At 60.0% G+C, this 11347-nt stretch carries 9 protein-coding genes; 7 read left to right on the top strand and 2 right to left on the bottom strand.

Annotation, left to right across the window (positions count from 1 at the left end):
• Positions 1-52 precede the first annotated feature (52 nt).
• Genes GO014_RS07370 through GO014_RS07360 form a run of 3 tightly spaced genes read left to right on the top strand, consistent with a single transcriptional unit; the run spans position 53 to position 5206 of the window.
• Positions 53-1798 carry a type I secretion system permease/ATPase gene (locus GO014_RS07370; protein ID WP_157289681.1) on the top strand — a complete coding sequence of 582 codons (1746 nt, stop codon included), beginning with the start codon at positions 53-55 and terminating at the stop codon, positions 1796-1798.
• Positions 1799-1804: 6 nt separating this feature from the next.
• Positions 1805-3838, top strand: coding sequence for a cadherin-like domain-containing protein (locus GO014_RS07365; protein ID WP_157289680.1), 2034 nt, complete (start codon positions 1805-1807; stop codon positions 3836-3838).
• A 27-nt stretch (positions 3839-3865) separates the two neighbouring features.
• Positions 3866-5206, top strand: a complete 1341-nt coding sequence (locus GO014_RS07360; protein WP_157289679.1) for an HlyD family type I secretion periplasmic adaptor subunit — start codon at positions 3866-3868, stop codon at positions 5204-5206.
• Between the two features lie 272 nt (positions 5207-5478).
• Here GO014_RS07360 and GO014_RS07355 read toward each other — a convergent pair whose 3' ends face one another.
• Positions 5479-6180, bottom strand: a complete 702-nt coding sequence (locus GO014_RS07355) for a FadR/GntR family transcriptional regulator (RefSeq protein WP_157289678.1) — start codon at positions 6178-6180, stop codon at positions 5479-5481.
• A gap of 24 nt (positions 6181-6204) precedes the next feature.
• Entirely contained in the window at positions 6205-7200 is a 996-nt protein-coding gene (locus GO014_RS07350; protein ID WP_157289677.1) for a Gfo/Idh/MocA family protein, read from the bottom strand.
• 111 nt (positions 7201-7311) lie between these two features.
• On the opposite strand from GO014_RS07350, the gene GO014_RS07345 reads away from it, so the two are divergent.
• The 4 genes from GO014_RS07345 to GO014_RS07330 all read left to right on the top strand — a co-directional run bounded on the left by GO014_RS07345 (position 7312) and on the right by GO014_RS07330 (position 11347).
• The gene (locus tag GO014_RS07345) at positions 7312-8247 is read left to right on the top strand and encodes a dihydrodipicolinate synthase family protein (RefSeq protein WP_157289676.1); all 936 of its coding nucleotides are present in this window, start codon (positions 7312-7314) and stop codon (positions 8245-8247) included.
• Between the two features lie 40 nt (positions 8248-8287).
• On the top strand, positions 8288-9283 hold the full coding sequence (locus GO014_RS07340) for a tripartite tricarboxylate transporter substrate binding protein (protein WP_157289675.1): 996 nt from the start codon (positions 8288-8290) through the stop codon (positions 9281-9283).
• Positions 9284-9353: 70 nt separating this feature from the next.
• Complete coding sequence (locus tag GO014_RS07335; protein WP_157289674.1) at positions 9354-9824, top strand: tripartite tricarboxylate transporter TctB family protein; 471 nt, start codon at positions 9354-9356, stop codon at positions 9822-9824.
• A 2-nt stretch (positions 9825-9826) separates the two neighbouring features.
• The gene (locus GO014_RS07330; protein ID WP_157289673.1) at positions 9827-11347 is read left to right on the top strand and encodes a tripartite tricarboxylate transporter permease; all 1521 of its coding nucleotides are present in this window, start codon (positions 9827-9829) and stop codon (positions 11345-11347) included.

The raw sequence follows: 11347 nt of genomic DNA, 5'->3' as shown, positions 1-11347 counted from the left end.
GCCCGACCGGCGTCCCGCCGGTCGGGTTTCTTGCAGTTGAAGGGGTCGAAAAATGGCCAAGCCAACGTCTGGTAAGGCTCTCGCAGAGCGCCGCAATGACGCGATGCTCAAGCGAGAGTTCAAGGGAATTGGAGTCTTTCTGTTCTGGATCTCGGGCATCATCAACGTGCTGGCGCTCACCGGCTCGTTCTACATGCTGCAGATTTACGACCGGGCGCTCACGAGCGGATCTGTGCCGACACTGGCGGCGCTTTCGGTCCTGGCGTTAGGACTTTATCTCTTTCAGGGCGTTTTCGACATCATACGATCTCAACTGTTGGTGCGCATTGGGGCGAAGATCGATCGTATTCTCTCCCCGATTGCTCATCGCGTAAGCGTTGACATGCCTCGTTTTGGCTTCTCCTCGGCTGAAGCATTGGAACGCGGCCGAGACGTGGACACTCTGCGCACCTTCATGGGAAGTCAGGGGCCGGTAGCTCTGTTTGATCTGCCCTGGGTGCCGCTCTATATTCTCTTCGTCTATTTCCTGCATCCTGTGCTGGGTGCTGTGACACTGGGCGGGGCAGTATTGCTGACCCTTTTGACTGTCTGGACAGAACTCAAGTCCCGCCAGCTCGCCAATGCCGTCCACCAGGCGAACATAGCGCGTAGCGCGATCGCCGATTCCAACGCTCGCAACTCCGATATCATCAAGGCGATGGGCATTCAGGATCGTGCCGTCCATCGTTATACCCAGGCCAATTCCGAACACTTGGTCCTGCAGACGCAGGTGACCGACATTACAGGCACTTTCAGCGCCATTTCACGTGTGCTCCGGATGCTCCTGCAATCGGGCCTTCTGGGCTTGGGTGCCTATTTCACCATCCATGGCCAGATGTCAGCGGGGGCCATTATCGCTGTCTCAGTCGCGGCCTCTCGAGCGCTGGCCCCTATCGACATGGCCATCGGCAACTGGAAGGGAATGGTGACGGCCCGTCAGGCATACAAGCGCCTGCGTGAAACCATGGTGGCCCTGGCAGATCTGCCCGAGCGCATTGATCTGCCGGCCCCCAAAGAGACACTGCGGGTTGAGAAGATCACTGTAGCAGCTCCGTCCTCAGGCCAGGTCCTGCTTTCCGAAGTGAGCCTGGAGGTCAAGGCCGGACAGGGCTTGGCCATTATTGGCCCGAGCGGGGGTGGCAAGACGACACTGGTTCGTGCCTTGACCGGCATATGGCCGGTGTTGCGCGGCTCGGTGCGCCTGGACAATGCCGACCTGCTGCAGTGGAAAGAAGAGGTCCTGGGGCGCTATGTGGGCTACCTTTCCCAGGAAGTGGCGCTGATGGACGGCACCATTGTGGAGAACATCTCGCGCTTCGCGCCCAAGCGCGACGGTAAGGGTGTGGTAGCCGCCGCAATGGCCGCGGGCGTTCATGAGCTGATCGTGCGCCTGCCTGATGGCTACGATACTCCGCTCGGGTCCCAGGGCACCGCCCTGTCAGCCGGACAGCGCCAGCGCATTGGACTGGCCCGCGCGCTCTACGACGATCCATTTGTGGTGATTCTTGATGAGCCTAACGCCTTTTTGGACACCGAGGGAGAGCAGGCCCTGAACAAGGCGATTGCTGGCATCAAGAAGCGGGGTGGCATTGTCATCGTTGTCGCCCATCGCCCCAGCGTACTTGAGCAGATGGATCTCGTCGCCGTTGTGCAGGCGGGCAAACTGACAGCATTTGGCACCAAGGCGCAGGTTCTGGGGGCACAGCAGGCGCCCGAACGAAGCAAGCCGAACCTGCAGCCGGTGCGGGCAGCGGAGTGATGTGTCATGTTGATTGAGGTCAAATCCGCGCAGAACGACGAATCCGAACTTAAGGGCGCCAGGCGTTTCGAGTTCAATACGGCCGAGCGCCTGACGCGCCTTCCAGCCTACTTGGCGCTCATGGTCGTTGGCATTGCTGCCTATATTCGTTCGATCACGGCAGCGCAGGCGCGTTTGCCTGAAACGGACCGCGCTGAGGGGGGTGAAGGCGAGTCCGTCAATGCTCCCCCAGCTCAGGAAACTGATGACCTGGCGGTCGCAGGGATCGATGACACGGAGACCGCAAGCATTGAGGGCGAGGGAGGCCGGCGGGGCCTAGGTCTCGAACCGGGAAATGCCTGGCCTGCCTCCTTCGTGGTGCCGGAGTATCCGCGCTTTTATTTTGTCGAGCCGACAATCCTTGCCACCAGGGGCCATCCCTTCTCGCCGACGGCGCTACTGCAGTTTCCCATGAACGACAATTTCGGTGGTCAGACCGGTTCATCCATCGGGTCCAGCACGCCGCTTACCAGCAGTCCTGCGGACTTCGGTCAAGGCGGCGGCGGGGGCGCCCGCCAGCCTGACGGCTCCGGTCCTGATGACGGCGCTGATGACGACGATGGCGGCAATAACGGAGGCAATAACGGCGGCGGCTCTGGGTCCGGGAACCGGGCACCAACAGTCATGGGACCGGTGCGGCTCAATGATGTGTTTGCAGGACAGATCGTTCTGATTGCCCTTGTTTATCTTTTGCAGGGCGCTTCCGACCCGGACGGCGATACCCTTAGCGTTGAAAACGTAGTGATCAAGGGCGCCAATCTGGTGGCCACGGCGGATGGCTGGCTGCTCGAGACCAAGCCCGGCATGGTCGGCCCCGTCCTTATAACCTATCGCATCTCAGATTCAGAGACCTGGGTGGCCCAGGAAGCGACCCTGGAGATCGTGCGTAAAGTTATGGCTCTGGGTGATGATGACGACCTCATCGTCGGCTCCCCTTACGACGACGATATCTTCGGCAGGGGTGGAGATGACCTGATCGATGCCCTCGAGGGCAATGACCATGTTGATGGCGGCAGCGGCGACGACCACATTCATGGCGGCGACGGCGACGACGTGCTTTTGGGCGGTCTTGGCAACGACGTCATTTTCGGAGGCGGGGGCAACGACCTCATCAAAGGTGGCGAAGGCAATGATCGCCTTTTCGGCGAAGCAGGCGCGGACACGATCTTTGGTGAAGCTGGGGATGATTACATCGAAGGCGGCGCTGGCAAGGATCACCTGGACGGCGGGGAGGGCAACGACGCTATTTACGGCGGGGAAGGTATTGATCGGCTGATTGGTGGCGCCGGCCACGACCTGCTCGAAGGCGGTGCCGACGACGACCTGCTCGAAGGTGGCGAGGGCGATGACACGCTCAAGGGCGGTGCCGGCAATGATGTGCTGGTCGACGGCGGGGGGCAGGATGCCGTTTACGGCGAGGAGGGCGACGATATCCTCGTAGCATCTGCTGGAAATGACACGATGGACGGAGGCGACGGATATGACAGGCTCGACCTGTCCGCCGCCCAAGACGACATGGTCATCGACGCCGTGGGAGGAACCAGTTTCAGCGGCGAACTCGGCACGGACAAGTTCTCGGCGATCGAAGAGATCACGGGCGGTGATGGCAATGACATGTTCATTCTTGGCGGAAAGGCCATGGTGTTGTCCGGCGGCAAAGGCAGGGATACCTTCATTTTCGAGGTCACCGACAGCGCCCCCAGCCTAAGCGAGAATGTGGTTCACAAAATATTGGACTTCGTTGTCGGCGATCGTGTTCGAGTACGGGATTACGACCTGGATCGCGCAGCCCGAGATGTTGAGCGAGACATGTTCGAGGCAATTTACGGCGATGACAAGGATGACTGGCTGCTGTCTGACATTCCCCTGCAGGTTTCGCACGAACTTATCGATGATGAGCACTGGACCTTCATCGTCGCTGATCTGAACGGTGACAGCATCTACGACCTGGCCATAAACATTCAGGGCGTCATGTTGACCCCGCCCGACAATCTGGCCTGAGAAGTGAACGGTTGAGGAATATCCATCATGACAAGCATTGACGCCGCGGGCGTGTTGCATTCGTCTTCATCCGGGTTGGACCGTAAGGGGCGCGATCCTGCACAGTTCTCCATGAGGGGACGCGTGATCTGGGGGACCCTGTTTGCTATCGCCCTCGTGGGCGGACTTGGAGGCTGGGCCTCTACGGCCCGGCTTTCCGGTGCTGTTATTGGGCAGGGGACCGTTCAGATCGATGAAGATCTCAAAGTCGTCCAGCATGTCGATGGGGGGGTGGTGCGCGAAATTCGCGTGAAGGTGGGCGAAAGGGTTGTCGCCGGCCAAGTGCTGCTGCGCCTCGATGCTACCCAAGCCCGATCTGAGCACAGTATCCTCTCGGGTCAGATAATCGAGCTCGAAGCTCGCCGTTTCCGCCTTCTGGCGGAACGGGACGACCTGATCGGACTTGATGTTCCGACCAGTTTTCGAGAGCAGACCACAAATAGCCAAATCGCAGTTGACGAAGAGACCCAGCTTTTTGACAGCAACCTGGCATTTCGAAACACGCAACTCGATCAAATGCAGTTGCAACTAAGCCAGCTACAACAAGAGATTGTCGGGCTGGAGGCTCAGCAGACGGCGACAGCCAGTGAGCTTGAACTGGCAAGCGAAGAGCGCACTCGATTGCGTGAACTGGCCTCGGGTCAACTGGTGGAAACGTCCCGCCTCACTGTCGCCGAGCGTGATATGGCCCGGTTGGAAGGACAGATGGGCGAGGTCAGTGCCGCCATCGCGCGGGCGAAATCGCGGATCAGCGAACTGCAATTGCGGATCATGGGCATGGACAGTGACCGTCGTACCGTTGCCCAACGCGAGTTGCGTGCCGTCGACGCACAACTTGCCGAGTTGCGCGAACGGCTTAACGCGGCTGCTGCAAGGCTGGCCCGCGTCGAGATCCTGGCACCCACCTCAGGGGTAGTGAACGAACTGAACGTATCCACGTTGGGCGGTGTAATCTCGCCGGCCGAACGATTGCTGACAATTGTGCCCGACGACGCCCTTCTGACTATCGAATTCCGCGTCGCTGTCACCGATATCGATCAGGTCACAGTAGGCAAGGAGGTCAGCCTCCGCTTTTCAGCTTTCAACCAGCGCGTCACGCCGGAATTCGATGGCGTCGTGACGCGGGTGGCAGCAGCTGCACAAATTGATCACGCCAGCGGCCAGCCATTCTATACCGCTGACGTTGAAGTCAGTGATGATGCGGCAAACTTCCAGCTGGTCCCCGGCATGCCCGTTGAAGTTTTCGTCACTACCGAGGAGCAACTGGCAATTGCCTATTTCATGAAGCCCTTCACCGATCAGATTTCCAGAGCCTTCCGGGAGGAATAGTTCGCCCCATGTCCGCATGGCAAGATTCAGAGTCCAAAACAGACTGTCGGTAAATGTGAAGAGTTTCGGCTGCCGGCAGCCGAAACTTTTCACGAAAGCGGTCGGTCCGCTTATGCTGACCACCGTCTTTATCGGGTGATGGGTTGTAGACCGACACTTTTTTGGCGGAAAGTACGCAAAGCAGTCTGTTGGCTACATTCGTGCAATACAGATTCTGCCAGCGGCATAGATTGACTTGAAATGCGCTAATGTCTCGAAAAGCCGACCATTTCTTAGCTCCCCGAATACATGCGCTCCAATGCGCCGGTTAGATGGTCATGCATGGCTTGCTGTGCCGCCTCGCTGTCTTTGGCGGCGATCGCCTGAAATATCCGGTGGTGTTCGGCTTCGACAATGACGTAACGCTGCGTCGTCGCCCGCAAGGTGAGGCTGCGCGAAAGGTGCATGCCGAAAGCGATCTGGCTGGCCATCGTTTCCATGGCCGCGATATGGAACTGATTGGCCGAGCTCCGGGCGATGATCATATGGATCTCGAGATCCGCGTCAGTGCCGGTTTCGTGCTGGCGAAACGTGTCGTTGAAACGGGCAATGGCGCGCTCGAGCTGGAGTAACTGCTCATCGGTGCGCCGGATCGCAGCCCATTTGGCGCAGAGCGGCTCGAAGTCGATGCGGAACTCATAGCAGCGTTGAATATCGGAAAGTGAACTCAAGGGCACGATCTTGCCGACGGATCGGTCCGGGCGCCGGGAAACATAATTGCCCGACCCCTGACGGGTCGCGATGATGCCGTCCTTCCGCAGCCGCGCCAGCGCCTCGCGCAGCACCGGGCGCGATACCTTATAGTCGGCAGAAAGCGATTGCTCTGCAGGGAGCCTCGCTCCAATGGCGAAGCGCCCGTCTATGATCTCCTGCATCAGGCGATCATAGACGCTGTCTGCCAGATTGGGTTCGCGCGGGCGGCTTTCGTCGGCCATGGACACTATCCTTGAGTGACGCCTCTATACCGCAATTCCCGCCGCCCGATAAACAGACTCCATCAGCTTGAGTGTCTTGAGATTGTCCAGCCTATCGGTCGGGAAGGGCGCGCCTGTGATCAGCCCGTCGGCAAAGGCGTTTACGGCGCCGGTGAAACAGGCCTGATAATTGGCCTTGAGGTCGTGTACGGTCAGGGGCTCCTCAACGGACAGTTTGCGGATCACGGCCTGATCGAGGACCAACGTGTCCCGGTCTCCAAGAACCTCTAGCCGATCCGTTGGCAAGGGTGGATAGCCGATCGCTGACACATTGGCATCGATCACTATGGTAGCGCCTGCAGCGCTTCGCAGGGTCACGAGCGCTACATCCTCCCCCTTCACGTCTGAGTTGACTCGGTCGAGCACGGCGGACGTCACGTCCATTTCTCCGAAAATGGATCGCAACGCATCGAGGTGATGGATCAGAATCTCGAAAACAAGGAGTCGATCAAACCCTGCAAGATAGGGTTGGCGTCCCAGCAGAAAGGGCGTCTTGCCCGGGTAATCGAACAGTGATGACGAGCGCACGGTCAGTCTTGCGTGACGGACATTTCCTACCTCACCATCCGCCACCCGGCGCGCCATTTCGGCATAATGCGGGCGGAAGCGATAATTCTCATGCACCATGAAGCGCACGGTTTCGCCGACATCGGCGATTAGGGCCTCTGCCTCAGCGACGGTTGCGGTCATCGGCTTCTGGCACATCACGTGAACGCGTTTGCCTGCGGCCAGCCGTACGAGATCGGCATGCGTGCCTACGGGGGTAATGATGTCGATTGCGTCCGGATTTGTTTGATCGAGCATGACTTCGACGTCGGTGAAGACCCGATCAATCCCAAACTGTTCGGCGCGAGCTTCGGCGCGGGCCTGGTCAGGGTCGCACAGCCCACAGATCTCTACATCGGACCGGGAGCGCCAGCCGCGCAAATGGAATTCGCTGATGGCGCCGGCGCCGGCAATGGCAATTTTCAAACGAGACATAATTCCTCCGCAGATCAGTTCATCTAACCGTTTTTTACCAATCTAACAACTGTTGACGAATCTGGGTCAGTCCGTTATCGGTCTGGTCCTAACAAGGTTGGAGCCCTCCGTATGCGCACTGAAGTCACACCGGCTGATCTGTCCAAATCTGTCATGGCTGTCCCGCCACTGGCACGCAGCGCCGATGGGGCCTTCGACATTGCTGCCAATGCGGCGCTGGTACACCACCTCGAGGCTGGCGGTGTCTCGACACTGCTTTATGGTGGCAATGCCCTGGCGCATCACTGGCCTATCTCGCAATATGCCAATTGGCTGGATCAGCTGGAACTGTCCTGCGGCAGCAATACTTGGCTCTTGCCTTCGGTCGGCTCGGATGGTGGTCGGCTGGTAGATCAGGCCGCTCAGCTCAAAAGCAGGAAATACCCGGTCGCCCTGCTGCTGCCGATGATTGCGCCCCGGACCGAGGAGGGGACCATGGCATCGCTGCGGCGCTTCCATGCCGAGTGCGGTGTCCAGCTAATCGTTTACATCAAGACCGACGACTACCTGCTGCCCCAGTCCCTGGGCGCGCTTGTTGCTGATGGTGTGGTCTTTGGCGTCAAATACGCCGTGCCGCGGCCGCAGGGCGGTCGGGATAGCTATCTAGATGCCATTATCGCCGCTATCGGCGCCGAGCGGATCATTTCCGGCTTCGGTGAACCGCCAGCCATTGCGCATATGCGCGATTATGGACTGGCGGGTTTTACCGCAGGCTGCGTGTGCCTGGCGCCCGCCATCTCCATGGCAGCCCTGGCGGCCTTACGCGAAGGCCGGGTCGACCAAGCGCAGAGCCTTATTCAGCCTATGCTGGCATTGGAAGCTGCGCGCAATCGCATCAATGAAATTCGCGTTCTGCACGAAGCGGTGAGCCTTGCCGGCATTGCACAAATGGGCCCCATTCTTGAGCCTTCCAGTGGCCTTCCGGCAACCGAGCGGGCGGAGGTCGAAACGGCCGCCCGCGCTCTTTTGGCCGCTGAACACGCATTCAGGGCGCAAAGCGCGGCCTGAAACGCGACTGAAAATTCAAACTGCTCAATGGGAGGAACTTATGAGCTTGAATAGACCCATCACCCGTCGAACCGTTCTTGGCGGGGCCGCCGCCGCATTGGCATTGTCGGTGGCGCCGCGCAGCGTCCTGGGCGCTGACTATCCAAGTCGTCCGGTTACCGTAGTCGTCCCCTGGGGCGCTGGCGGCGGTACCGACGCCACCGGCCGCATGATTGCCGCTCTGCTCGAAAAGCGTCTGGGCGGTAGCTTCAACGTCGTCAATCGCACAGGCGGTTCGGGCGTTGTCGGCCATTCGGCGATCGCTAATGCCGCCCCCGATGGCTACACTATCGGTCTGGTGACAGTTGAAATCACCATGATGCATCATGTTGGCCTGACCGAGCTCACCTCGGCCGACTACACGCCACTTGGCCTGATGAATGCCGACAGCCCCGGCATTACCGTTTCATCCGACAGCCCCTATGGCGATGTCGAAAGTCTTGCCAAGGCCATTGCCGAGTCTGAACCCGGCACGTTCAAGGCCTCCGGCACCGGACAGGGCGGTATCTGGCATCTGGCGCTGATCGGTTGGCTGCTGTCCATGGACCTGGCGCCGGACCACGTCACCTGGGTGCCGTCGGAAGGCTCGGCGCCTGCCATGCAGGACCTGATCGCCGGCGGCATTGACCTGGTGACGGTATCGCTGGCCGAAACCAAGGCCATGGTCGATGCCGGCCGTGCCAAGAACCTGGCCTTGATGGCGGATGCCCGCGCTGCGTCCCATCCTGATGTGCCCACGGTCAAGGAAGCGGGCGGCCAGTTCTCGCTCTCGACCTGGCGCGGCATTTGCGGTCCCAAGGACATGGACCCCGTGGCCGCCGAAGCCATTTCGACAGCCCTGGCCGAAATCGCCCAAGACCCCGAATTTGTCGAGTTCATGAACAGCCGCGGCTTTGGTATCACCTATCTCGACCCGGCTGCGCACGCAGATATGATGAGCACAACCGACGCCATCATGTCGGATGCCCTTACTGCGGCGGGTCTGGCCTCGAGCTAGGGCGCGGGACCAATCAGGCGGCGGGCGCAGTCGTGCCCGCCCCAATCTGTTGCCGGGAGGAGGAACTGGCATGCAATTGAGCGACTCTCTTATGGGCGCGCTGTTTCTGGCCATTGGCCTTGTCATGTTCGCCATGGCTACCCAGTTTCCGGCCTTTCCCGGCCAACCCTATGGCGCCTCGCTGTTTCCCAGCATTCTGGGGCTTGGTTTGGCACTGAGCGGGCTTTTTATGGTCTTTTCCGGTTTCAAAAGCGCCGAAGGTCGCTTTGCCGTTATCATTGACCCCACCCTCAAGACCGCTTCGGGATTGGTCAGCGCGGCGCTGGTCGTTGCTGCGGTCTTGGCGCACATCTTCCTGGCCGGACTGATCGGCTTTATTCCCGTCACGATCCTCTCGCTTCTGGCGCTGTTTGTGTGGTTTCGCGTGCCGCTGGTTCAATCCATAGCCTTTGCCATCGCGGGCGCGGCCTTGTGTTGGATCCTGTTTGCCGTTGCGCTGGAAGTGCCACTGCCGCGCGGGCCCATCGAGAGCCTGTTCTGACCATGGTTTCACCCGACATTCTGTGGCAGGCACTGCAGCTGGTCCTTGACCCTGAAGTGCTGCTTGTCGTCCTGTGCGCCGGCGCCTTTGGCATGTTTGTGGGCGCCATGCCGGGCCTCACGGCCACCATGGCCACCGCGCTTCTGGTGCCGGTTACATTTTTCATGGACCCCATTCCAGCTATCGCGGCCATCGTTACCGCCAGCGGCATGGCCATTTTCGCCGGCGATATCCCTGGCGCTCTCCTGCGCATGCCAGGCACCCCAGCTTCGGCAGCCTATGTTGAAGATGCCCACAAGCTGGCCCTGGCCGGCAAGCTCAATCTGAGCCTGGGCACCAGCCTCTTGGTGTCTGCCATTGGCGGGCTCTTCGGTGTGCTGGTGCTCATCCTGGCGGCTCCGGTGCTGGCCGAATTCGCGCTGAAATTCACTTCGTTTGAGTATTTCTGGCTGGCGGTGCTTGGCCTATCCAGCGCGGTCTTTATCGCCTCGGACAATGCACTCAAGGCAGGTATCTCACTCCTCATCGGGCTGTCACTGGCTACGGTCGGGCTCGACCCTACGTCAGGCACGCCGCGCTTCACCTTCGGCAGTGTCGATCTGCTTGCAGGCATCGAGTTCGTTCCCGCCATGATTGGTCTTTTCGCGATAGGCGAGGTCCTGCGCGGCGCCATCCGCATGAACACGGCCGCCCCCCTGCCACAAGTGCCGCCGACCAAGGGTCCGCTATTTGCTGGCCTCGGTGCGCTGATCATGCGCTATCCCAAGAACATCCTGCGCAGCTCAACGCTGGGCACGATGATCGGCGCCTTGCCGGGTGCGGGGGCTGATATTGCCGCCTGGATGAGCTACGCGTTCTCCAAGCGCATGTCCAAGACACCCGAACAATATGGCAAGGGGCACCCGGAAGGACTGGTCGATGCTTCGGCGGCAAACAACGCGGCAGTCGGCGGATCATGGATCCCGGCCTTGGTCTTCGGTATTCCCGGCGACAGCGTCACCGCCATTGCCATCGGTGTCCTCTACATGAAGGGCATAAATCCCGGCCCCACAGTGTTCCTGCAGACGCCAGAGATTATCTATGCAGTGTTCATGCTCTTCATCCTGGCCATCATCGTCATGGTGCCGCTGGGCTGGGGCACGGTCAAACTGGCCCGCCGTGTGCTGACCATTCCGCGCCGCATTCTCATGCCGCTGATCCTGACCTTCTGTATTGTCGGCTCTTTCGCCCTCACCAATTCCCCCTATGGCATCGTCCTGATGCTGTGCATCGGCTTGGCCGGCTGGTTCCTGGAGGAAAACGGATTCCCCTTGGCGCCCATCATCCTCGGCCTGGTGCTCGGGGGCATGGTGGAGCGCAATTTCCTCACCTCGATGATCAAGTCCGACGGTGACCTGCTGGGCTTCTTCGAGCGTCCAGTCGCTGCAGTGCTGGGGGTGCTCGTGATCCTGCTCTGGGGAACGGTGATCGTTCGCTTTGTCATGCGCATGACGGCGTCGCGCACCCAACAGGCGGAAAGCTGA

Source organism: Devosia marina (genome assembly GCF_009758415.1).
GTDB classification, from domain to species: domain Bacteria; phylum Pseudomonadota; class Alphaproteobacteria; order Rhizobiales; family Devosiaceae; genus Devosia; species Devosia marina.
Note: the sequence above shows the minus strand (reverse complement) of the source record. Positions and strands in the feature narration are given on the sequence as shown.

What these genes read in the sequence shown, in the direction of transcription:
- GO014_RS07335 (WP_157289674.1), top strand. Translation starts at nt 9,354, where the DNA reads ATGCAATTGAGCGACTCTCTTATGGGCGCGCTGTTTCTGGCCATTGGC.
- GO014_RS07345 (WP_157289676.1), top strand. Translation starts at nt 7,312, where the DNA reads ATGCGCACTGAAGTCACACCGGCTGATCTGTCCAAATCTGTCATGGCT.
- GO014_RS07340 (WP_157289675.1), top strand. Translation starts at nt 8,288, where the DNA reads ATGAGCTTGAATAGACCCATCACCCGTCGAACCGTTCTTGGCGGGGCC.
- GO014_RS07365 (WP_157289680.1), top strand. Translation starts at nt 1,805, where the DNA reads ATGTTGATTGAGGTCAAATCCGCGCAGAACGACGAATCCGAACTTAAG.
- GO014_RS07360 (WP_157289679.1), top strand. Translation starts at nt 3,866, where the DNA reads ATGACAAGCATTGACGCCGCGGGCGTGTTGCATTCGTCTTCATCCGGG.
- GO014_RS07370 (WP_157289681.1), top strand. Translation starts at nt 53, where the DNA reads ATGGCCAAGCCAACGTCTGGTAAGGCTCTCGCAGAGCGCCGCAATGAC.
- GO014_RS07355 (WP_157289678.1), bottom strand. Translation starts at nt 6,180, where the DNA reads ATGGCCGACGAAAGCCGCCCGCGCGAACCCAATCTGGCAGACAGCGTC.
- GO014_RS07330 (WP_157289673.1), top strand. Translation starts at nt 9,827, where the DNA reads ATGGTTTCACCCGACATTCTGTGGCAGGCACTGCAGCTGGTCCTTGAC.
- GO014_RS07350 (WP_157289677.1), bottom strand. Translation starts at nt 7,200, where the DNA reads ATGTCTCGTTTGAAAATTGCCATTGCCGGCGCCGGCGCCATCAGCGAA.